The sequence below is a fragment of the Methylobacterium sp. 391_Methyba4 genome (assembly GCF_029691625.1).
GTDB lineage: Bacteria > Pseudomonadota > Alphaproteobacteria > Rhizobiales > Beijerinckiaceae > Methylobacterium > Methylobacterium fujisawaense.
The window spans coordinates 6,227,620-6,249,950 of the sequence record NZ_CP121475.1; the positions used below are offsets into that span (position 1 = coordinate 6,227,620).

Below are 22,331 nucleotides of genomic sequence, written 5' to 3' on the forward strand. Positions count from 1 at the left end.
CCGCGAGGCGGTCGTTCGAGGCGAGGACTATGAGAGAGGCCGTAAGCAAAGTCGAGGCGCTGCAGCGCTCCAAGACGCAGGGGATCGCGCTCGAGGACGTCGAGCGCGGCGTGGCACAGGCGACGCGCGCGCTGACCGACCTGGCGCATGACGACGGGCATATCTGCTTCGAGCTCGAGGCGGATGCCACCATCCCGTCCGAGTACATCCTGTTCCACCACTTCCGCGGCACGCAGGTCCCCGGCGACCTCGAGGCCAAGATCGGCACCTACCTGCGGCGCACCCAGGGCCGTCACGGCGGCTGGGCCCTCGTCCACGAGGGGCCGTTCGACATGAGCTGCACGGTCAAGGCGTATTTCGCCCTGAAGATGATCGGCGACGACATCGAGGCGCCGCATATGCGCCGGGCGCGCGAGGGCATCCTGTCCCGCGGCGGCGCGGCCAACGCCAATGTCTTCACCCGCTTCATGCTGGCGCTCTACGGCGAGGTGCCGTGGCGCGCCGTGCCGGTGATGCCGGTCGAGGTGATGTTCCTGCCGAAGTGGTTCCCCTTCCACCTCGACAAGATCAGCTATTGGGCTCGCACCACCGTGGTGCCGCTGTTCGTGCTCCAGGCGACCAAGCCCCGGGCCCGCAACCCGCGGGGCATCAGCGTGCAGGAGCTGTTCATCACGCCGCCGGAGAGCGTCCGCTCGTGGCCGGGTTCGCCCCATGCCACCTGGCCCTGGACCCCGATCTTCGGCTTCATCGACCGGGTGCTCCAGCGGGTCGAGAACCACCTGCCGCGCAAGAGCCGCCAGCGGGCCATGGAAATGGCCCGTGCCTGGGTGAGCGAGCGCCTGAACGGCGAGGACGGCCTGGGCGCCATCTTCCCCGCCATGGTCAATTCGGTGCTGATGTACGAGGTGATGGGCTACCGGCCCGATCACCCGCAGGTCCGCGTCGCCTGCGACGCCATCGAGAAGCTCGTCGTCGAGAAGGCCGACGAGGCCTATGTCCAGCCCTGCGTCTCGCCGGTCTGGGATACGGCGCTGGCGAGCCACGCGCTCCTGGAAGCCGGCGGCCCCGAGGCCGAGGCCCAGGCCCGCGCCGGGCTCGACTGGCTGAAGCCCCGGCAGGTGCTCGACATCGTCGGGGACTGGGCGGCCCGCAAGCCGAAGGTCCGGCCGGGCGGCTGGGCATTCCAGTACGCCAACGCCCATTATCCCGACCTCGACGACACCGCCGTGGTGGTGATGGCGATGGACCGGGCCATGCGCCAGCACGGTCTGGTCGCCGGCATGCCGGACTACAAGGTCTCCATCGCCCGCGCCCGCGAATGGGTCGAGGGGCTGCAGTCGGAGGACGGCGGCTGGGCGGCGTTCGACGCCGACAACAACCACATGTACCTCAACCACATCCCGTTCTCGGATCACGGCGCGCTGCTCGATCCGCCGACCGCGGATGTGACCGCCCGCGTGGTCGGCATGCTGGCCCAGCTCGGCGAGACCCGGGAGACCTCCCGCGCCTTGGACCGCGGCGTGAACTACCTCCTGAACGACCAGGAAGAGGACGGATCCTGGTACGGCCGCTGGGGCATGAACTTCATCTACGGCACGTGGTCGGTGCTCTGCGCCCTCAACGCCGCGGGTGTCGATCCCGCCGATCCCCGCATCCAGCGGGCGGTGAACTGGCTGATCCGGATCCAGAATCCGGATGGCGGCTGGGGTGAGGACGCCTCCTCGTACAAGATCGACCCGGCCTTCGAGCCCGGTTCGTCCACCGCCTCGCAGACCGCCTGGGCGCTGCTCGCCCTGATGGCGGCCGGCGCGGTCGACGATCCGGCCGTAACCCGGGGCATCAACTTCCTGACCCGCACGCAGGGCGCGGACGGGTTCTGGAAGGAAGAGCGCTACACGGCCACGGGCTTCCCGCGGGTGTTCTACCTGCGGTATCATGGTTACCCGAAGTTCTTCCCGCTCTGGGCGATGGCGCGCTTCCGCAACCTCAAGCGCGGCAACAGCCGGCGCGTCCAGTTCGGCATGTGACGGCCTGCGGCCGGCCCGCAGGGCCGGCCGCGCCTCGCCGGATCGCAGCGCGTTCGACCGTTCCGACGACCGATCTGCGAGCCCGGTATTCCAGACGTGGCCTCCTCAGACAGCGACCCCGCGGGACCGGGCGAACCGCGTTCCGCGCCGGAGCCGGCCCAGACGCCGCCGCGACGTCCGCGCCGGCTTGCGGACCTGGCCGGACTGGTCCACCAGCGGGCCATGATCGATCCCACCGCACCCGTCCTGGCCGTCACCGGCCTCGCCCGCGAGCGCCGCATGGCGGCGGGGGAGGGGGTCGAGGCGGTGGGGGCCGGCGGCAACCCGCATCGCCTGCGTAGCCTCCTCGACGCGCGCGTCTCCTCCGGCTGCCGGGCGGTTGTGAGCTTCGGCATCGCTGGGGGGCTCGATCCCTCTCTCAAGCCGGGTGACGTCGTCGTCGGTACCGGCGTGGTGAGCGAAGACGGGCGGCGTGCCGCCGATCTCGACCTCTCGGCGGCGCTCCTCAATCTCCTGTCCAGTTCCGGCGCGCGGGTGATCGCCGCCGATCTGGCCGGTGTCGATACGGCCGTGCTCTCCGTCGAGGGCAAGACCGATCTGCGGGCGACCTCCGGCGCGGCCGCCGTCGACATGGAATCGCACGTGGCTGCGTCCTTCGCGGGCCGGCACGGCGTGCCCTTCGCGGCGCTGCGCGTGATCTGCGATCCGGCCGGTCAGGCGTTGCCCGCCTTCGCCGCACAGGCGCTCACGGCGGACGGTGAACCCGACATTGCGGCGGTGTTCTTCGCCTTCGCCCGCGGCCGGGCACGGCTAGGGGACCTGATGCGGTTGGCCCGTGACTCCAATGCGGCCTTCGCGTCGCTCGGACGCTGTCGCGCCCGGCTCGGACCGGGGCTGGGAATACCGGCTGCGGAGCGCTGAGACGTCAGAGCCCCGTTTCTGCCAGCGGACGCGAAGCAGGCCGGTTTCTCGCTTCCCAGTGCGCGCCAGGACCATCGTGAGGGACGACAAAAAGGCGCCGGCCTGTTCGGCCGGCGCCAGTCGGAGGTCACCACGCGGCGGCGCGGGGGAGGGGCACCGCGCCGGGAGGAGCCGGCCTCAGCCGTCCTTCTTGTTGAGCGAGACCGCAACGAACCGGGTCTGGCCCTTGCCGCTCTTCACCCGCATCAGCACGGCCTTGCGTCCGCTCGACTCGGCCGCCCGGATCTGCGTCGCAACATCCGACGGACGGGACACGCTCTGGCCGCCGACATCGAGGATCACGTCACCCGCCTCGATACCCTTGGCGGCAGCCGGCCCGTCGGGATCGACCTGCACCACCGCAACACCCTGATCCGACAGACCGACATCGCCGGCCGGAGCGAGCTGCAGGCCGAGCCGCGGCTGGCCGTTGCTCGAATCCTCGTCACGGCTCGCCATCTTCGTGCCGTCGGTCGGCATCGTGCCCAGCGTCACCGTGGCGGTGTCGGACTTGCCACCACGCAGGTAGCTCAGCTCGACCTTGGCGCCGGGCTTCATGCCGGCGATCCTGCGCGACAGCTCGCGGGCGCTGTCCACCGTGTCGCCGTTGACCTTCTCGATCACGTCACCGGCCTTCAGCCCGGCCTTGGCCGCGGGGGTGCCGTTCTCGGCATGGTCGACGAGCGCCCCCTTGGCCTTGTCGAGGCCCAGGCCCTCGGCGATGTCCTGCGTCACGGGCTGGATCTGGACGCCCAGGTAGCCGCGGGCGACCTTGCCGTCGGTCCGGAGCTGATCGACCACCGCCTGAACGGTCTCGGCCGGGATCGCGAAGGCGAGGCCGACGCTGCCGCCCGACGGGGACGCGATGGCGGTGTTGACGCCGACGACCTCGCCGTTGACGTTGAAGGTCGGGCCGCCTGAGTTGCCCTTGTTGATGGGCGCGTCGATCTGCAGGAAGTCGTCGTACGGACCGGCGCCGATGTCGCGGCCGCGGGCCGAGACGATGCCGGCGGTCACGGTGCCGCCGAGGCCGAAGGGGTTACCGATCGCCACAACCCAGTCGCCGACCTGAGGCGCGGATTTGCCGAACTGCACGTAGGGGAAGTTCGAGCCCTCGGTGATCTTCAGCAGAGCGACGTCGGTCTTGGGATCCTTGCCGATGACCTTCGCGTCGAGGGTGCGGCCGTCGTCCAGGGTCACCTGCACGGTCTTGGCGTGATCGACGACGTGGTTGTTGGTGACCACGTAGCCGTCGGCCGAGATGATGAAGCCGGAGCCGACCGCGCCGCGCGGACCCTGGCGCTGGGGCTGCATCCCGCCGGGGCCGTTCTGGCCGAAGCGCTTGAAGAACTCGCGCAGCTGCGGCGGCACATTCTGAAGGTTGCGGCCCTGGCTCGGGCCGTCATCGTCGTCGCTGCTCGCGGAGTCGTCGAGCTTGACCTTCACCGAGACGACGCCCGGCTTCACCTTGTTGACGATGCCGGCAAACGAGCCCGGCGGATGCTCAGGGGCCTCGATCGGGGATTTCGGAAGGGCCTGCGCGTAGGCCGGAGTCGCGCTCGGCAGATAGCCACTGCCGATGGCACCGCCGGCGATCAGCGCGGCCGCCGCCACGGAGGCGAGGGCGCGGCGCGAGGTGCGGCCAGTGGGACGGGTCTCGGTCATGGGGGGCTCAACCTCTCGAAAATGATCGGGACGACGCCTGCGGTCGCGGCCGTCGATGGGATCTGTCTAGAGAGCGCCGCCTGACCCGGGCGTGGCGGTCAGATTACCGTTTGGACAGGTGGCCGAGCGGTCGCGGAGCCCCATCGCGATCCCGGCGGTGGCCTGCGATCGGAAGAGTGCGACGCCTCGATGCGGCACGGGACAGGCCCAGGCTTGTGCTGTCCGACACCGCGATTTCCGAGGGTCGGCCTTAAATCCCGCTGAGTTCGGCAGGCCGGCATAAGTTTCGGCGTTGCTCGATCCCAGTGTTCAGGCAGAGGGGATTGCAATGAAGACGCTGTTGGCCGCCGCCATGTTCTTCGGGCCGACTGTCGGCGCGCTGGCGGCCGACTCGTACGCGGATTACCGTGACTACTTTGACGCGAAGCCCGCCGTGGCAGATCACGCGCCGCGCGGCGGGTCCAAGAGGACATACGGCGTCGATACGCGCCGCCCCGGCGACGATCGCACCGCCAAGTCGGCGACCCACCTGCGGCCCGGCTACTGGAACCAGGCCGGCGGCTATGTTCCGCCGGACTATTCCACGCATCCGCGGGCCGCGTCGCAGGACGGGTTCTGGAGCCCGAACGACGCGTCGGCCGCCAACTGGGCCGGGCCGCGGGCCTTCACCGGCACCCTCGGCACCCGCCGCTGACGCAGGGCCGTCCGGGTGACGGCGCGCTGCCGGTCCCGCCGGCGCAGGGCGCCGAGCCCGGGCCTCAGCGGCCCGGGACGGGCGCTCAGTCCCCGCTGAGCCGGACCAGAGCCTCCTCGATCTTCACGAGCCGCGCCGCCTCGCTGTCGCGCCGCTCCCGGTTCTCCTCGATGATCTCCTCGGGCGCCCGGGCCACGAAGTCGGCATTGCCGAGCTTGGCGTCGATCTTCTTGATCTCGCCCTGCGCCTTGCCCTGCTCCTTCTTCAGGCGGGCGACCTCGGCGGCGAGATCGACGACGCCTTCCAGGGGCAGTGCGGCGACGCTCCCGCGCACCAGCAGCTGAACCGAGTTCTTCGGCGGCGCCTCCGCGAAGGTGATGTCCGACAGGCGCGCGAGGCGCAGCAGCGTGTCCCGCCATGCCTCCACCCGCGCCCGGACCTCAGGGGCGGCGCCGACCATCACCAGCGGGATCTGCGCGGCGGCCGGGACATTGGTCTCGGACCGCGCCGAGCGGATCTGGCTGACGAGATCGACCACGAACCCGACCTCGGCCTCCGCGGCCGCATCGGCAAGGCCGCCGAGGTCCGGCCAGGAGGCCAGGGTCAGGAGGCCGCGCTCCGGCAGCTCGGCCCCCTTGATCGCCCACAGCTCCTCCGTGAGGAAGGGCATGAACGGGTGCAGCAGCTTGGCGACCTGATCGATCAGGAACGCCACGCTCGCCTGTGTCTCGGCCCGGATCGCGGGGTCGACGCCCTCGCCCTGGAGCACGGGCTTGGCGAGTTCGAGATACCAGTCGCAGAAGATGTTCCAGACGAAGCGATAGGCGGCCGCCGCGGCGTCGTTGAAGCGGAAGGCCTCGAGGGCACCCGTGACCTCGTCGACCGCGCGCGCGGCCTCGGTGAGCGCCCAGCGGTTGATCGCGCCGGTGGCGGAGCGCGGATCGAAGGCCGGATCCAGGCGGCAGCCGTTCAGCTCGGCGAAGCGGGCAGCGTTCCAGAGCTTGGTCGCGAAGTTGCGGTAGCCCTGGACCCGGTCGGTGGACAGCTTGATGTCGCGGCCCTGGACGGCCAGCGCACAGAGGGTGAAACGCAGGGCGTCGGCGCCGACCTGATCGATCAGCTCCAGCGGATCGACGACGTTGCCCTTCGACTTCGACATCTTCGCCCCCGACGCGTCCCGCACCAGGGTGTGCAGGTAGACCGTGTCGAAGGGGGCCCGGTCGGTGAGGTGCAGGCCCATCATCATCATCCGGGCGACCCAGAAGAACAGGATGTCCTTGCCGGTCACCAGGGTGTTGGTCGGGTAGAAGCGACCGAGTTCCGGGGTCGAATCCGGCCAGCCGAGGGTCGAGAACGGCCAGAGGGCCGAGGAGAACCACGTGTCGAGGACATCCTCGTCGCGGGTCAGCGCCACGGAGCGGCCGTGCTTCGCCTCGGCCGCTTCCAGCGCCTCCACCTCGCTCTCGGCGACGAAGATGCCGCCCTCCGCGTCGTACCAGACCGGAATCTGGTGGCCCCACCAGAGCTGGCGGGAGATGCACCAGGGCTCGATGTTGGTGAGCCACTGGAAGAAGATCTTCTCGTAGTTCTCGGGCACGAACTTGGTCTGCCCGTCGCGCACCGCCTGGAGGGCGCGCTCCGCGAGCGGCTTGACGTTCACGTACCACTGGTCGGTCAGGTAGGGCTCGATGACCACGCCGGACCGGTCGCCGTGCGGGACCGCGTGGGTGTTCGGCTCGGTCGCGCGCAGGAGCCCGCGCGCCTCCATCAGCGCGACCACCGCCTTGCGCGCCTGCGCCCGGTCGAGGCCGTGGAGCGCCAGGGCCTCCGGCTCGGGCGAGGTCTCGTCGAGGAAGGCCGCATTGCCCTCGAGCAGCATCCGCCCCTCGGGGTCGAGGACGTTGATCACGCCGAGTCCCTGGCGGCGGCCGACATCGAAATCGTTGAAGTCGTGGGCGGGGGTGATCTTGACCGCGCCCGTCCCCTTTTCCGGGTCCGAGTAGGTGTCGGCGACGATCGGGATCAGCCGCCCGACCAGCGGCAGGCGCACGCGCTTGCCGACCAGCGCCGTATACCGCTCGTCCTCGGGATGGACCGCGACGCCGGTATCGCCCAGCATCGTCTCGGGACGGGTGGTCGCCACCGTGATAACCGCCCCGGTCTCGGTTCCGGTCTCGTCGACGACCGGATAGTCGAAGTGCCAGAGATGGCCCTTCGTCTCGATCTGCTGGACCTCCAGGTCCGAGATCGCGGTCTGGAACTTCGGGTCCCAGTTCACCAGCCGCTTGTCGCGGTAGATCAGGCCCTGCCGGTGCAGGTCGACGAAGGTCTTGAGGACGGCCCGGCTCAGGCCCTCGTCCATGGTGAAGCGCTCGCGGGACCAGTCGCAGGAGGCGCCCAGCCGCTTCAGCTGGTTGACGATCGCGCCGCCGGATTCCGCCTTCCAGGCCCAGACCTTCTCGACGAAGGCGGCGCGGCCGATCTCGCGGCGGCCAGGCTCCTGTTGCTCCATCATCCGCCGCTCGACCACCATCTGGGTGGCGATGCCGGCATGGTCCGTCCCCGGCTGCCAGAGCACGTCCTTGCCGCGCATGCGCTCGAAGCGGCAGAGGATGTCCTGCAGGGTGTTGTTGAGGGCGTGGCCCATATGCAGCGAGCCCGTCACGTTCGGCGGCGGGATCACGATGCAGTACGGCGGAGCCCCGGCGCGCTCGGGCCGGCCGGCGCGGAAGGCGTCCGCCTCGGCCCAGGCGGCGGAAATCCGCGCCTCGACGGAGGTGGGCTCGAAGGTCTTGTCCATCATCGCGGGTACGGGCCGGCGCTTGTCCAAACGGGGTTGGCCCCGCTTTCGACCGTCACGCCGCTCCCGTCAACACGCGGACGGCGGCTCGCGGCCACCGTACCCAGGCCGCCGCATCAGCGCCCGCGCGAGACCCGCTCGATCTCGGCGCGCACGAGGCGCTCGACCACGGCCGGCAGGTTGTCGTCGAGCCAGGATTTCAGCATCGGCCGGAGCATCTCCTTGACGAGATCCTCGAGGGTCCGGGCGTTCTGCGTCAGCACCGTATGGGCCAGCAGGTTGAACGCGCCGCTGACGCTGGCGTCGGTCGCCGGGGAGACCAGGGCCTCCCGCTCCGGCTCCGGCTCCGGCGCGCGCACGGCCTGGAGCACGGGCTGCGGCCGCGGCGGTGCCGGCGGTTCCGGGATCGGATCGGGCTCCGGTGCCGCGGCGACCGGGTCCTCGAAGTCGATCGCGTCGAAATCGAGCAGGTCCGGAGCAGGTTCCGGCTCCGGCTCCGGCTCGACCACGCGCGGGCGCGTCACCGGCTCGGCGACCTCAGCGAGGTCGAGCACGTCATCGGGCTCCGGCGCGACCGACGTCTCGGCGGGCTTGGCGGCCTGATCGTCGGCGATGATCCTGCGGATCGACGCGAGGATCTCTTCCATCGAAGGCTCGTGCGCCTTATCGGCAGCCTTGTCCTGGAATTTCGTGTCCGGGATCTTTGGGCTTGCTGCACTCATCGGCAGGCGCACTCGGGCATGGGAGACTGGAACGCGACCCGATCGGATCGTTGTTCAATCAGTATTCCATGCCGTTTCGTGGCGGCAAGCGTGCCCGCAACACACTCCCCGTGGAAAAGCCCTCAGCGGCCGTCCGGCGTGCGCAGACCGAACCACAGATCCTTGACCTGATCGAAGTGGACCTTGGCGCTGTAATATTCGACCGGCAGTGCCGTGAACCGCGCGGTGAGTTGCCCGATCGCCTGGACCACGCCGTAGGAGAAGATCACGCGGTCGCGTTGGGCGACGATGAGGTTCACGCGGGAGTTCAGCAATTCCTGCTGCGCATTCAGCACGTCGAGGGTGGTGCGCTGGCCGACGCGGGCCTCCTCGCGCACGCCGTTCAGCGCCACCTCGTTGGCCTGGACCTGGGCCTGGGCGGCGATGACCTGGGCCTTGGCGGCTTCCAGGCGACCCCAGAAATCGACGATCTGGGCGCGGACCTGATCGCGGACCTGATCCACCTGGATGCGCGTCTGGCCGACGGTCTCCTTCGCCTGCCGGATCTGCGCGTAGGTCTGGCCGCCCTCGTAGATCGGGATGTTCAGCCGGCCGCCCACGAATCCGACGAAGAAGCTCTGGTTCGGGCCGGTCTGGTCGTAGACCTGACTGAGGGAGCCCTGCAGGCTGACCTGCGGCGCCAGCTGACCTTCCAGCACCTTCACCTGCGATTCGGCCGCGTCGACCGCGTGGATCGCCGACACGATCTGCGGATGCTCGCGGAGGCCGATGGCGATGGCGGCGTCCAGGCTGTGCGGAACGAACCGGTCCAGCGGCCGGCCGGGCGCAAGCTGGCGCGGCTCGACACCGATATTCTGCCGGTAGATGCCGATGCTCGTCCGCAGGGCCGATTCCGCCGCGCTCACCTGCGAGCGGGCACCCGCGAGACGGGCCTCGGCCTGGGCGACATCGGTCCGCGTCACCTCGCCGACGTTGAAGCGGTCGCGCGTCTGGCGCAGCTGCTCCTCCAAGACCTCGACGTTGTTCCGGTTGAGTTCCAGCGTCGCCGTGTTGCTGAGCACGTTCATGTACGACTGAACGGCGTTGTAGAGCACGGTCAGCTCCGTGTAGCGCAGCGTCTCGCGCTGGCTGTACACGGTCGACTCGGCGCGGCGGGTCAGGTTGTCCGTCTGGAAGCCGTTGAACAGCGTCTGCGAGACCGTCAGGCTCGCGGTGCTCGGCAGGTAGGTGGTCCGGACAGTCCGCTTAGAGGTGATGGTCTGGGCCGAGGCGATCTCAGCCGTGCTCGATGTCGCCCCGGCTCCGCTGGTCGCCGATGTGCCGGCCACGCCGGACGAGCCCGCCCCGATGTCGGTCGTGCCGACACCCGTCGTGCTCGTTCCGACGCCGATCCCGGTGCCGCCCGTAACGCCGCCCGTGGTGCCCCCGAGACCGGCTGTGCCGGTCGCCGACGTGCCGGTGCTGGCCGAGCCTGCAGCGGCCGCGGCGGTGCTGGAGCTGCGGGTCTGAAGGTACTGGACGCCGATCTGCGCCCCGAGATTGACCTGGGGGCGATAGCCCGACTGCGCGATCGCGACGCTCTCGTCGGTCGCGCGCACGCCGGCGCGGCTGGCGTTGAGGCTTGGATTGCCCTGATAGGCTTTCGCGAGCGCGCTTTCGAGTGTCTCGGCAGACGCCGGCATCGCTGCCAGAATCGCGAGCCCGGAGACCATCCCGACCAAACGGAATGTCGAGCAACTCGCTTGTGGACGTCGTGTCACGATGAACAAGCCCTTGCGGTCTCTTTCGGTTCGGATGTCCGAGACGAAAACGGCCAAGGTACGGCGTTTCGCTCGTCTCCGATCAAGCCCGCCCCACCGTCACGCTTAGCGCAAACCGGGCGCTTTGGCTCGCCCCGGCTTAGGGATGGCGGCGGAAAGTCCGGCGTTGGGGCATTAAGGTGACACATCCGGTCTCCGTTACCCCGCGTGCTGGGCCGTTACGGTAAGTGCCGTCCCGAATACGGTATCGGTGCAAATATAAATGGCTGTGGATCAGCAACGTCTGCGCGCTGCCCAAGACGGTGCCAGCTTTGCCACCCGGGAGGGGAGCCGGGTTTCGGGCACCCGATTTGTGGCGGGAAGCGGATGTCGGGCGTCGCGTTCACCGCCCGGTTCGGGACCGGCTCGCGGGCGCGCAAGACAGGCGGCCGACAGAGCCGCCATCCACGGCCGCCATCCACGGCCGCCATCGACCGCCGCACGGTCGTCGCATCTCGCAGGATCCGCGACCATTCCGGCCACCGAGGGGACGTGTCACGCGGGCGGGACGACAGCGTACGGGTTGATCCCGTCAGAACAGGGTGTTCCGGCGCTGGATGTCGTCCGAATTGAGTATTCGATGGAATCGAACCCCGGCAGTAGCGTCCACTCACCGGGCCGGTTCGGTGCCGGTCGTTCGGGTCGGTTCGCGGAACGGATCCAAAGGCCCTGTAAGCCGGGGCGGCCGGCGATCCGTCGGCCACCGCCGTGCGAACATCCGGGTCCGCGGGTCGGCGCCGTGGTGGAGGGTTTCATCGTGGACGAGAACGATCCGCCCTGGGACACCGATCCCCTCTGGTATGACCGGGCGGAGTCCGGGCCGGCACCGGGTCCCGTCCTCGAATGTCTGGCGTGGCTGTTCTTGCTGGCGGTCGCCGTCGTCGCCGGGCTGGTCTGGCTCTACGGAGTTCCCGACCGCCTGTGGCGCGCGGCGACGCGCCGGTTCCTGCGCCGCCGGCCGGCGGGCGCGAAGCGCTTCTGATCCGGTTCGGAAGCTCCGCGGCGACTGCGGGTTTCAGGCCGCCGCGATGCGCGTGACGAGCAGCGTGTCTTCCATGGCCTCCACCGGCATCGGACGGCCGAGATAATAGCCCTGCAGGAACGGGCAACCCATCGCCTGGAGGATGTGCAGGTCGTCGACCGATTCCACGCCCTCCGCCACGACGTCGAGACCGAGCAGGCGCCCGAGGCCCAGGACGGCGAGGACGAGCCCGCGCTTGTCGTCGCATGTGCCGAGCCCGGTCACGAAACTTCGGTCGATCTTGATCCGATCCGCCTTGAGCTGCCGCAGGGAGGAGAGCGACGAGTAGCCGATGCCGAAATCGTCCAGGGTGATCCGGATGCCGGCGCGCGACAGGGCCTGCAGCTTCCCCTGAACCGCGCCGATGTCGAGGGCGGTCTCCTCGGTGATCTCGATCTCGAGCATGGTGGGCGGCAGGTCGAGCAGGCCCAGGCGCTCGATGACGATCTCGTCCACCGGAACCTGCGCCATCTCCCGGGGCGAGACGTTCATCGCCACGCGGACCCCATCGAGGCCACGGCTGCGCAGGATTTCCAGCATCGCGCAGACCTGCTCAAGGATGTAGCGGAGCAGCGATTCGGTGAGGCCCGCCATCGCGGCGGCGGCGATCAGGTCCGGCGGGGCGATCCAGCCGAGCCGCGGATGCTCCCAGCGGATCAGCGCCTCCAGCCCGACCAGCGTGTGGCCATCCGCGGCGTAGATCGGCTGAAACCAGACCCTGGGCGCGTTCTCGACCAGGGCCTGCGACAGGTCGCGCTCCAGGTCGCGCCGCATCTGCAGGCCCTCGCGCAGGCCCGCATCGAACACCCGGAAGCGATTCCGGCCTCCGGCCTTCGCGGCGTAGAGGGCCTCGTCGGCGCAGCTCAGCATCTCGGTCAGACTGGGCTCCGGACCGGCATGGACGCCGATGCTGACCCCGAGCCGGCCCGCGTCGAAACCGTCGAACGGGTGTGCCACGGCCGTGATGAAGTTGGCCGCCATGACGTCGTGGGCCAGACCGGAGGTGGCGGGATCGTAAAGCACGGCGAATTCATCGCCGCCGAGCCGGGCCGCAAGGCCGTTCTCCGGCAGCGCATCCCTCAGCCGGCGCGCCACTTCGACGAGCACCCGGTCGCCCGCCTTGTGCCCGTAGACGTCGTTGACGAACTTGAAGCCGTCGAGGTCGAGCAGCAGCAGGCTGAGCGTCCCGCTGTGGAGCCTGCTTTCCGCCGCCTGGAGGAATCCCGCGCGGTTCAGCAGGCCGGTGAGGTCGTCGTGCGTGGCGCGCCACCGCATCTCGTCGACGAGGGCGCTGGCGCTGGCATGCGCTTCGGCCCGCGACCGGGCGAGGGCATGGGCCTCGTTCTTGAGCCGGCTCGCCTCGCGGAACACGACCTGGCTCCGGAACGCGGTGTGCGTCAGCGCCACGAGGTAGAGGACGACGCAGGCCGCAAGGCAGTTCCGGTCGAAGTCACCCGCATAGGTCAGGCAGACGGAGACCGACAGCAGCGGTAGAGCGATGAAGGCGATCGGAATGCGCGCATAGGCAATCCCGTGCGTCACCGCCCCGGCGGTCACGCCGCAGGTGATCGTGAGATAGAACAGGGTCTCGGGTGAGGTGTAGCCGGCGGACAGGAGCGGCTGGCAAGCCCAGACCAGGCCGGAGAGAAATGCCGCGAGCGTGCAGACGCGCAGGTGCCGGTCGACGGAGCGCGCGGCGGTCGCGGCCAGGCTCGGCGTCATGTCGGCGGTCAGCGCGAGGCCGAGGCAGGGGATCCGACACAGCACGATCCGCAGGAGATTGACGCAGGTCGATGCCGCAAACCAGGCGGCCCCCAGGGCGCCGTGCCCGCTCCGATAGGCGACCAGGATGCTCGCCAGCCCGAGCAGCATGTTGACGGGGATGGCCGCCAGCACGGTCCCGCGCATGGCCTCGAGCTGGTCCCGCCGGACTAGCGCGTCCCACCTCGGATCCGCAGGGTCGAGAGATTCACCGGAGCCGGGTGAGCCTGGCCCGGATCTCTCCTGGTCCCAAGCGATCATCATATGTCCACTCAAAGCTGAGCGACTCATGACAGCGAATCGTTAGATATCGTTGAACGATCATCGACCACCGCAAGCGATCTCGATCTTTTCGCGCTGCGGATGCGCAGAAGCGCCGGCACGCGGGGCATTCCGGCCGCGCCCGAAAGCACCATATCGACACCCGGGCCGCTCCCGGGCCCCGGATCGTCCATGGCCCTCACCCGCGACCTGCTCGATATCCGGACGATCTACCACGAGCCTGCCGTCCGCGACTTTCCGCTCGGCGGGGAGATCCTGGCCCGTTTCCCGGACGCCGAGCGCATCGTCGTGCCGTCGCACTGGAACATCCCCGAACTCCACGGCAATGCGGGATCGGTGGAGGATTGGGTGCGGATCAAGCGCTCGACCCTGGTCCTCGGCGTGAAGAAGGGTCTCGCGATGCGTCCCAACGGCCGCAGCGCCCATTTCATCGCGCCCTCGACCTCCAACGGCTGCGCCATGGCCTGCGCCTATTGCTACGTGCCGCGCCGCAAGGGCTTCTCCAACCCGATCTCGCTGTTCGTGAACGTCGAGCAGGCCTGCGCGGCGATCGCCCGGCACGCCGGCCGTCAGGGACGCCTGCCGGCGCCGGATCCGATCGATCCGGAATACTGGGTCTACGACATCGGCGAGAACGGCGACCTCTCGGTTGATGCGGCGGTCAGTGGCGGCGTGCGCGCCCTGATCGCGCTGTTCCGCACCCTGCCCAACGCCAAGGCCTCCTTCGCCACCAAGGCCGTGAACCGCGATCTCCTGGCCTACGATCCGCAAGGCAAGACGCGCATCCGCTTCTCGCTCATGCCGGCGCGGATCGCCCGGATCGTGGACGTGCGCACCGCCCCGATCCCGGAGCGGATCGCCGCCATCGACGACTTCGTGGCCGCCGGCTACGAAGTCCACGTCAATTTCTCGCCCGTGATCCTTTACGAGGACTGGGAGGCGGACTGGCGGGCCCTGTTTGCCGAGATCGACGCGACCCTGTCCGACGCCGCCAAGGCGCAGCTCAAGTGCGAGATCATCATGCTGACCCACAATGCGGATCTGCATGCGGTCAATCTCGGCTGGCACCCGAAGGCCGAGGACCTGCTCTGGCGGCCGGACATTCAGGAGGCGAAGGTTTCCGAGGGCGGGGGCACGAACCTGCGCTACCGGGCCGGCTGGAAGGGCCGGTGGCTCGTCCGGTTCAAGGCCCTGCTGGCCGAGACCATGCCCTACTGCACCGTGCGCTACGCGTTCTGAGGCCCCGGTCGCTGAACTTCCCGCCGCGCCCGGCGTTGCCGCGCCAGCGCAGAGGGGATCGTCCATGGGGATGCACGAAGATCATATCCGCGAGGCGGTCGCCCTCGCCGAGGCCAATGTCGAGGCCGGCGGCGCCCCTTACGGCGCGGTGATCGTGCAGGACGGCACCGTGCTGGTCCGCGCGGCCAACACCGTGCACGCCACCAACGATCCGAGCGCCCATGCCGAGATGGTTGCGCTGCGCGAAGCCAGCCGCCTGCTCGGCCGGCGCGATCTCGGCGAGTGCGTGATGTACGCGAGCGGCCGCCCGTGCCCCATGTGCCACGCGGCGATGCGGCTTGCCGGCTTCAAGGAAGGCTATTTCGCCTTCTCGGCCGAGGAGGCCGAGACCTACGGTGCCGGCAGCGCGACGATCTACGCCGAACTCTGCCAGCCCCTGGATGCGCAGCCGATGCGGATCAGCCAGCTCCGTCCGCCGGGCGATTCGCCCTACCCGGCCTGGAAAGCGCGCCGGACAGCCTGATCCGAACTCGCCGGACTCAATGCGTCCACGGCGCCGTGCGGTTGAATTTGAAATTGTCGGAATAGGACAGGCCCTTGCGCCGGACCACCTTGGCCGGCTGCTCGACGCGGAAGGCGATGCCCTCGCGCTTCGCGTAGGCGACGGCCTCCGCCTCGGTGTCGAATTCCAGGCGGACCTGCTGAAGCATGTCGGAGGAGCCGTTCCACCCCATCAGCGGATCGATCTCGCGCGGGCTGGTCTGGTCGAATTCCAGAACCCACTGCTTGGTCCGGGCGAGGCCAGACTGCGTGGCATCCCGAGACGGACGGAAGATGCGGGCGCTCGGCATCGGACTCGACAAGCTCCTGATCGAATGGTCGGGGCGATAGGATTCGAACCTACGACCCCCTGGTCCCAAACCAGGTGCGCTACCAGACTGCGCTACACCCCGACTGCCACACGGCCTCAATGCCGTAGCGGTTCCGCCGGTCCCCCGCAAGGCGCGGCACGCCGGTGGCCCATTCCAGCGCCTGCGTGCTTCCGGCGCGCCTGCAGCGCCCGGCCGACTTGTCAGACAATTCACGGAGCGATAGCGTCCGATTCGGGACGAGGGCCGGGCTTCCCTGCTGACGAACCAGCGTCCACCATCACTGGGGGGTGGAGGATGGGGCGTTACGGATCGCCGCGCCGGGAACACCGGCCCTCGTCGCCACCGTCGGGCCTTCGGCCATGCGGGGGCGGTTGTTGGCCCTTGATGACCCTTGCCGGCGGGCGCCGAAACCGCGACGATCGCCGCGAGCGACATGGACCTTCCCGTGTGGACACCGAGCCCGCGCTATCCCGATCCGGCGGTCGAGATCCTCGACGACGCCTTCGCCCGTTACCGGGTGTTCAACACGGCCGTGGAGCGCCTCGCCACCGGCTTCCGCTGGTGCGAGGGCCCGGTCTGGTTCGGCGACGGTCGCTACCTGCTGTGGAGCGACATCCCCAACGACCGCATCCTGCGCTGGGATGAGGAGAGCGGCGCGGTCGGCCTCTACCGGAAGCCGTCCGGTTTCGCCAACGGCAACACCCGCGACCGTCAAGGGCGGCTCGTCACCTGCGAGCACGGGAACCGTCGGGTCACCCGGACCGAGCATGACGGCGCGATCACCGTGCTCGCGGACGCGTTCGAGGGCCGGCGGCTCAACTCCCCCAACGACGTCGTAACGGCCGCCGACGGTGCGGTCTGGTTCACCGATCCGCCCTTCGGCATCGCGGGGTTCTACGAGGGCGCCCGCGCCGAGGCCGAACTGCCGCAGAACGTGTATCGGCTCGACCCGGTCACCGGCGTGCTGGAGACGGTGGCCACCGACCTCGCCGGCCCCAACGGCCTGTGCTTCTCCCCCGATGGCCGCGTGCTCTACCTCGTGGAATCGCGCGGGCGGCCGACCCGGCGGATCGTCGCCTACGACGTGGCCGGCGGCCGTGCCCTTTCGGGCCGGCGCGTGCTGATCGATGCCGGGCCGGGCACGCCAGACGGGCTGCGCTGCGACGTCGACGGCAATCTCTGGTGCGGCTGGGGCATGGGTGACGACGCCCTGGACGGCGTCATGGTGTTCAATCCCGACGGCCGGCCGATCGGGCGCATCCGGCTGCCGGAGCGCTGTGCCAACCTCTGTTTCGGCGGCCGGCACCGCAACCGCCTGTTCATGGCGGCGAGCCAGTCGCTCTATGCCCTCTACGTCGAGGTCCAGGGCTGCGCCGGCGGATGAGGCAAGGCCAGGATATCGCGGCTCGCCCGCGCCGCCGGTCGCGTGCTTGACCGGAGCGCCGCGCCGACCCACTTCCCGTCCGCCGGGGCATAACGGGACACCAGCCGATGATCGAACTCCACTACTGGCCGACGCCGAACGGCCATAAGATCACGATGTTTCTCGAAGAGGCGGGGCTTGCCTACCGCATTCACCCTGTAAATATTGGTAAGGGCGAGCAGTTTAATCCGGATTTTCTCAAGATCGCGCCCAACAACCGGATGCCGGCGATCGTCGACGATGAGCCGGCCGGCGGCGGCGCGCCGGTCTCGCTGTTCGAATCGGGAGCGATCCTGCTCTACCTCGCCGAGAAGACCGGGCGCTTCATTTCGGGGGATCTGCGCGGCCGGGCAGAGGTGCTGCAATGGCTGTTCTGGCAGATGGGTGGCCTCGGCCCGATGCTCGGCCAGAACCACCACTTCTCGCAATATGCGCCGGAGAAGATCGACTACGCGATCAAGCGCTACGTCAACGAGACCAACCGGCTCTACGGCGTCCTCGACCGGCGCCTGGCCGATCGCGCCTTCGTCGCCGGCCCTGATTATTCCATCGCCGACATGGCCTGCTATCCCTGGATCGTGCCCTACGAGAAGCAGGGTCAGAACCTCGATGACCACCCGAACCTGAAGCGCTGGTTCACGGCGATCGCCGAGCGGCCGGCCACGCAGGCGGCCTATGCCCGCGCCCCGGAGGTCAATCCCGACTACGGCAAGACCATGAGCGAGGACGCCAAGAAGGTGATGTTCGGCCAGACCGCTTCCAGCACGAAGCGCTGACCGGGACATGACCGAGGCCGCGCCTGCCCTGCCGCTGGAGGTGATCCACCGCGGCTGGAACACCTTCGGCATCGCCACGCTGACGCTGCCGGACGGGAGCACCGTTCGGCGGGCGCTGGAGGATCACGGCGAGGCGGCCTGCGTGCTGCCCTACGATCCCGTTCGGCGCGTGGCGCTGCTCGTGCGGCAGGCGCGGGTCGGCCCGGCTTTCTGGGGCGAGCCGGCCGATCTCGACGAGGCGCCCGCGGGCGGCCTCGACGGCGCCGCGCCGGAGGAGACCGCGATCCGCGAGGCGATGGAGGAGGCGGGCGTCCGCCTTCGGGATCTCGAGCCGGTGGCGCATGCCTACAGCATGCCGAGCATCTCTTCGGAGCGGCTCTGGCTCTACCTTGCGCCCTACGGCGCCTCCGACCGGGTTGGATCCGGCGGCGGCCTCCACGAAGAGGGCGAGCAGGTTCTCGCCCTCGAAGTGCCCCTCGCCACGCTGGGCGATCAGGCCCGCGCCGGTCGCCTGCCCGATCTCAAGACGCTGGTCCTGGTCCAGGCCCTGATGCTCCGAAGCCCCGACTTGTTCGCCGCATGACCTCGTCCGACACGTCCGAATCCGATGTCCTCGCTCAGATGCTGGCCTTCGCCGAGGAGGCCGCACCTCTGGCCTTGACCATGCGGGCGACGGGCCTGGACATGACCAACAAGGGCCCGGATCTCGGCCAGGCCCTAACCGAGGCCGACCTCGCCGTCAGCCAGCTGATGCACGCGCGGTTCGGCCCTGATTTGATCGAGGAGGAGACCGCCGAGGATCTGGGACAGGCGGCGGCCCGGGCGCTGCTCGCCCGGGATGCCTGGACCTTCGTGGGCGATCCGATCGACGGCACCCGACCCTTCGCGGGCGGCCTGTCGGGCTGGGGCGTGATGGTTGCGGCCTGCCGCTCGGGCTGGCCCCGGAGCTGCGTGATGAGCCTGCCGGCCTGGAACGAAGACCGCTCAGCGCCGGCCCAGAGCATCCCGGCGGAGGCGACGGAGGGCATCCTGCTCGCGGCCAGTGAGGGCCGGGCCTTCTGGGCGCCGACCCGCGGCGGCCGCATGATTGCGGCGTTGCGCCCGCTCCACCGGCCGGAGCGCCGGACCGGCCATGTCGGCTGGCTGTCGGTCACGGCGCAGCGCTACACCCTGGATTACGGCTGCGGCTGGTTCCCCTGGAGCGAGGGCGGCGCGATCTCGGATGCCGCGCTCCTGGCCACGGGACGCCTCGACGCGACCCTGAGCAACAACCGCTTGTGGGACCTGGGCCCGATCCTGCCCCTGTTCGAGGCGCTGGGCTTCCGCCTGTTCCACTGGCCGGACCTCGGGGATCCGCCGGCCGCCTTCGTCGACCTGTTCGACGCTGAGCTGTCAGCTCACGACGATCTCTGGCTGGTGTGTCGGGATCGCGATCAGGCGGCCGATCTGGCCGCGGCGATCCGCCCGGCCTAGGACATCATCCCGGAGGCGGGCGCCCGGATCGCGGGACGCCCTTCGCGGACGGGACTTCGGGCCCGGACCGCGAACGGATCCGGGACGGGCGGTCAGAGCGCCGCGATCAGCGTCCGGATCCGCGCCTGTGCGGCCTTCAGCTCGCTCTCGGCCCCGGCCCGGTCGGCGGCCAGCTTCGCCAGTTCGTCTTCCTGGGCGCCCATACGGGCGAGATAGCGCCGCGCCAGTTCGCTGTCCTTGGGGACGGCGCCGAGATTGCTGCGGATGCGCTCCTGCTCGGCCTGCACCTTCGCCGCGCGCTCGCCGATCTCCTCGACGGTGCGCGTCGCCGCGGCAACCTCCGCGCGGACCTGCGACAGGGTCCTGAGCTTGCCGCCGAGGGCCGGTTCGGCGGCGAGGGAGGCCCAGCGGACCAGCAGCGCCTCATCGGCATCGACGAGATCGTAGGCATCGATCTGAACGCGTTCGAACACGGCCTGGGTCTCTGCCGACCCGCCGGCGGGAACCGCGACCTTGAGACGATAGGCCGTGGGGGTTTCGCTGTCGCGGGCGGAGGACGTGAAGGTCCAGCCATCGCGTCGGGGATGCTCGATGATGACGGCCCGGGCGGCGTCCGGCGCACCCTTGATCGTGTAGGTGGTGACCTCACGGGCAATCATCGTCGCGCGCGCCACGCCGTCGACCACCGTGATCTTGGTCAAGGCCTCGCTCGGCTTCGTCTCCGCCTGGACGGCGACCTTCCGGTCGACGGCGAAGCTGGCCAGCCGCTGCTCGCCGACGGGGGTCGCGGGCAGGCGCGCATCCCCGAGGTAGCCGGCCTTGCGGTCGTAGAGGGTGATGAGACCGGCGGGCAGCATCGCGGCGGTGCCGTTGCGGATCCTGAGGGCCGCGATCGGATGGATCCCCTGACCCGGTTTCCAGAGGGCGATCCGCTCGGCCTCGATCTCGGTATCGATGAACGCCACGGACAGCGTGCCGCCGGCGCGGAGATCGACCGGATGCGGCAGCGTGAAGTTGGCCGACACATCTCCCTCGCTGGCCCCGGCACTCGCCGTCGCGGCCGCCGCCTCGTAGCCGGATTCCGCAGCGTCCAGGCGCGCGTCGAGGCGCGCCATCGGAGCCGGAAGGGGCACAGCGGCAGCGGGCGCCGCGGGGGCACGCAGACGGGACAGCGTCTTCGGGGCGACCGTGCCCTGGTCGAGATCGGGCATGCCGACATCGTCGACCATCACCGGCGCCTCCGGTCTCGTGCGCCAGTAACGCCGGTGCAGGCGCTGGAGCAGCGCCACCGGCGATCCGGACGACAGGGTGACGTCGACGCCCTTCCAGTCCGCGCCGAGGGCATTCTCGAGGACCGCCCAGGCCTGCAGATTCGCCCGGCCTTCGCCGCCGTCGACGATGCGATAGCTCGTCTTCCAGACGGGCGCGGCGACGACGTAGGTCAACCGGACCTCGCGCCGGCCGCGTCCCGCGACATCGATCTCGACCCGGTGGGCATCGCCGACCTTGGCCTTGCCGGCCGCGTCGACGGCCGCGGCGATCCTGGCCGCCATGACCGGATCCTGGATCGTCACGGTCGCGCCGTCCTCGATCGGCACGGATTCGAGCGTGCCCGACCCGGTCAGCACGGTCAGGATCGCGACCTCGCCCGCCTCGGTTCCGGCATTGCGCTCGGATACGCCGAGCACCCGGCCTTCGAGCGTGCGCCCGGCGCTCTGGATCTTGACTGGAATGCCCTGCAGCTTCCCCACGAGGCGCGCCGGCGCGGACAGATCGTCCGCGGTGAACGGCATCGTCCGCAGCGTCTCGTCGACCTGATCCACCCCGTCCAGACGCAGGGCACCGACGGTGCCGAGCGGATCACGCACGACGAGGCTCTTGAGGATGTCGTCGATCTGCTCTGGCCTGACGTTGAGCCCGATCGTCGTATCGCCGTCGACCGGATGAACCAGGGTCACTTCGGCAAGGCCGCCGCTCGAAAGGGTGACGGCGCGGATGCCGTCGGGGGCTGCCATCAGGGGCGGCGCGGCTGCGATCATGGACAACAGGGCTCCGGCTAAGATCAGATGCGATGGGATCAATTCGCCTGTCTCCCGTCAGGGGGCACGCCGCCGAGCACGAGGCCAATCCGGCCGACCGTGCGCCGTCCGGCAAAGGCTGCGTGACGCTCGCGGCCGCAAACCGATCGCGGTCGGAGCTCGCCTGCTGTCCGGACCGGAGCACGCCCCCATGCGGCACGGATGCCGCTGAACGAATGCGCAGTGCCTCGTCGACATGCTGCGGCCCGCGGCTGCACGCTAGCGTATCCGGCTGTCTGTGCTCCCGCTCCAGAAGGCGATCGGATCGAAGGCCTCGACGAACTCGTCTTTCTTCGATGCGGAGACCCGCATCTCGCAGCTTGCGGTGCCGCCGTCGGACGCGGCGTCATCACCGCACGGAACGGCACTCAAACGCAGGACGACGTCGGCCATAGCGCTGCCGTTGACGGCCCGCCGCGTGATGACATCGGGCTCGTGCGTTGCCGCCTCGGATCCGCAGGAGGCCTTGGCCCTGGCGAGGGCAGCCGCGACGGGCGGCGGGTGATGGTCCGCCGCAGCGAAGCGGGGTTCGGCGAGAATCAGGGCGGCGTGGGCGCGACGCATGCCGCCAGGATCCCCAGGCCCGTCCACGCTGTCCAGGCAACTAGCTCATCGTGACGCTGGCGGCCGATACGGCACGCGTCGTCACTCGGGATCGCGATCGCGTCGCGAGGGCCGGTGGAACGAAGCCGAGACGGAAAAGGCGGCGCACCCTGTGTGGGCGCGCCGCCCGATCGTC

General features: G+C 69.7%; 18 protein-coding genes and 1 tRNA gene. 10 read left to right on the plus strand and 9 right to left on the minus strand.

Translation table 11 applies throughout. The features are described 5' to 3' along the window. The first annotated feature begins 29 nt into the window (after window positions 1–29). Together shc and P9K36_RS29445 are read left to right on the plus strand one after the other, a co-directional pair. The gene (gene shc, locus P9K36_RS29440; RefSeq protein ID WP_043387030.1) at window positions 30–2,027 is read left to right on the plus strand and encodes a squalene--hopene cyclase; all 1,998 of its coding nucleotides are present in this window, start codon (window positions 30–32) and stop codon (window positions 2,025–2,027) included. A 222-nt stretch (window positions 2,028–2,249) separates the two neighbouring features. Continuing rightward, window positions 2,250–2,948, plus strand: a complete 699-nt coding sequence (locus P9K36_RS29445) for a phosphorylase (RefSeq protein ID WP_043760348.1) — start codon at window positions 2,250–2,252, stop codon at window positions 2,946–2,948. 177 nt (window positions 2,949–3,125) lie between these two features. On the opposite strand, the gene P9K36_RS29450 is transcribed toward P9K36_RS29445, so the two are convergent. Next, a complete protein-coding gene (locus P9K36_RS29450) occupies window positions 3,126–4,652 on the minus strand; it encodes a Do family serine endopeptidase (RefSeq protein WP_043355239.1) in 1,527 nt (508 codons plus the stop codon). A 328-nt stretch (window positions 4,653–4,980) separates the two neighbouring features. Here P9K36_RS29450 and P9K36_RS29455 point away from each other — a divergent pair, with 328 nt between their 5' ends. After that, window positions 4,981–5,346 carry a hypothetical protein gene (locus tag P9K36_RS29455; protein WP_052083777.1) on the plus strand — a complete coding sequence of 122 codons (366 nt, stop codon included), beginning with the start codon at window positions 4,981–4,983 and terminating at the stop codon, window positions 5,344–5,346. Window positions 5,347–5,431: 85 nt separating this feature from the next. On the opposite strand, the gene P9K36_RS29460 is transcribed toward P9K36_RS29455, so the two are convergent. From P9K36_RS29460 to P9K36_RS29470, 3 genes are all read right to left on the minus strand, one after another. After that, a complete protein-coding gene (locus tag P9K36_RS29460) occupies window positions 5,432–8,149 on the minus strand; it encodes a valine--tRNA ligase (RefSeq protein WP_043760349.1) in 2,718 nt (905 codons plus the stop codon). Window positions 8,150–8,262: 113 nt separating this feature from the next. Then, complete coding sequence (locus tag P9K36_RS29465; RefSeq protein ID WP_043760350.1) at window positions 8,263–8,793, minus strand: DUF2497 domain-containing protein; 531 nt, start codon at window positions 8,791–8,793, stop codon at window positions 8,263–8,265. A gap of 197 nt (window positions 8,794–8,990) precedes the next feature. Beyond that, window positions 8,991–10,580 carry a TolC family outer membrane protein gene (locus tag P9K36_RS29470; RefSeq protein WP_051045025.1) on the minus strand — a complete coding sequence of 530 codons (1,590 nt, stop codon included), beginning with the start codon at window positions 10,578–10,580 and terminating at the stop codon, window positions 8,991–8,993. Between the two features lie 844 nt (window positions 10,581–11,424). On the opposite strand from P9K36_RS29470, the gene P9K36_RS29475 reads away from it, so the two are divergent. After that, window positions 11,425–11,649 carry a hypothetical protein gene (locus P9K36_RS29475; RefSeq protein ID WP_043355250.1) on the plus strand — a complete coding sequence of 75 codons (225 nt, stop codon included), beginning with the start codon at window positions 11,425–11,427 and terminating at the stop codon, window positions 11,647–11,649. 33 nt (window positions 11,650–11,682) lie between these two features. Here P9K36_RS29475 and P9K36_RS29480 read toward each other — a convergent pair whose 3' ends face one another. Next, on the minus strand, window positions 11,683–13,596 hold the full coding sequence (locus P9K36_RS29480; protein WP_278306307.1) for an EAL domain-containing protein: 1,914 nt from the start codon (window positions 13,594–13,596) through the stop codon (window positions 11,683–11,685). 306 nt (window positions 13,597–13,902) lie between these two features. Between P9K36_RS29480 and P9K36_RS29485 the strand changes: the two genes are divergently transcribed. Beyond that, entirely contained in the window at window positions 13,903–14,970 is a 1,068-nt protein-coding gene (locus P9K36_RS29485; protein ID WP_043760351.1) for a spore photoproduct lyase family protein, read from the plus strand. A gap of 64 nt (window positions 14,971–15,034) precedes the next feature. Next, window positions 15,035–15,493, plus strand: coding sequence for a nucleoside deaminase (locus P9K36_RS29490; protein ID WP_043760352.1), 459 nt, complete (start codon window positions 15,035–15,037; stop codon window positions 15,491–15,493). A gap of 16 nt (window positions 15,494–15,509) precedes the next feature. Here the strand turns inward: P9K36_RS29490 and P9K36_RS29495 are convergent, their stop codons facing one another. Next, window positions 15,510–15,821, minus strand: a complete 312-nt coding sequence (locus P9K36_RS29495; protein ID WP_043761734.1) for an ETC complex I subunit — start codon at window positions 15,819–15,821, stop codon at window positions 15,510–15,512. A gap of 25 nt (window positions 15,822–15,846) precedes the next feature. Beyond that, window positions 15,847–15,923, minus strand: a tRNA-Pro gene (locus P9K36_RS29500). Between the two features lie 352 nt (window positions 15,924–16,275). Between P9K36_RS29500 and P9K36_RS29505 the strand changes: the two genes are divergently transcribed. The 4 genes from P9K36_RS29505 to P9K36_RS29520 all read left to right on the plus strand — a co-directional run bounded on the left by P9K36_RS29505 (window position 16,276) and on the right by P9K36_RS29520 (window position 19,514). Beyond that, the gene (locus P9K36_RS29505) at window positions 16,276–17,226 is read left to right on the plus strand and encodes an SMP-30/gluconolactonase/LRE family protein (protein WP_043387050.1); all 951 of its coding nucleotides are present in this window, start codon (window positions 16,276–16,278) and stop codon (window positions 17,224–17,226) included. 107 nt (window positions 17,227–17,333) lie between these two features. After that, complete coding sequence (locus tag P9K36_RS29510) at window positions 17,334–18,041, plus strand: glutathione binding-like protein (RefSeq protein ID WP_043760353.1); 708 nt, start codon at window positions 17,334–17,336, stop codon at window positions 18,039–18,041. Window positions 18,042–18,048: 7 nt separating this feature from the next. After that, on the plus strand, window positions 18,049–18,624 hold the full coding sequence (locus tag P9K36_RS29515) for an NUDIX domain-containing protein (RefSeq protein ID WP_078947354.1): 576 nt from the start codon (window positions 18,049–18,051) through the stop codon (window positions 18,622–18,624). After that, on the plus strand, window positions 18,621–19,514 hold the full coding sequence (locus P9K36_RS29520) for an inositol monophosphatase family protein (protein WP_043760354.1): 894 nt from the start codon (window positions 18,621–18,623) through the stop codon (window positions 19,512–19,514). Before P9K36_RS29515 ends, P9K36_RS29520 begins: the two co-directional genes overlap by 4 nt. A 92-nt stretch (window positions 19,515–19,606) precedes the next feature. Here P9K36_RS29520 and P9K36_RS29525 read toward each other — a convergent pair whose 3' ends face one another. Together P9K36_RS29525 and P9K36_RS29530 are read right to left on the minus strand one after the other, a co-directional pair. Next, window positions 19,607–21,553 carry a DUF4139 domain-containing protein gene (locus P9K36_RS29525; RefSeq protein ID WP_236961723.1) on the minus strand — a complete coding sequence of 649 codons (1,947 nt, stop codon included), beginning with the start codon at window positions 21,551–21,553 and terminating at the stop codon, window positions 19,607–19,609. Between the two features lie 258 nt (window positions 21,554–21,811). Further along, window positions 21,812–22,156, minus strand: a complete 345-nt coding sequence (locus P9K36_RS29530) for a hypothetical protein (RefSeq protein WP_043760356.1) — start codon at window positions 22,154–22,156, stop codon at window positions 21,812–21,814. Between the last annotated feature and the right edge of the window lie 175 nt (window positions 22,157–22,331).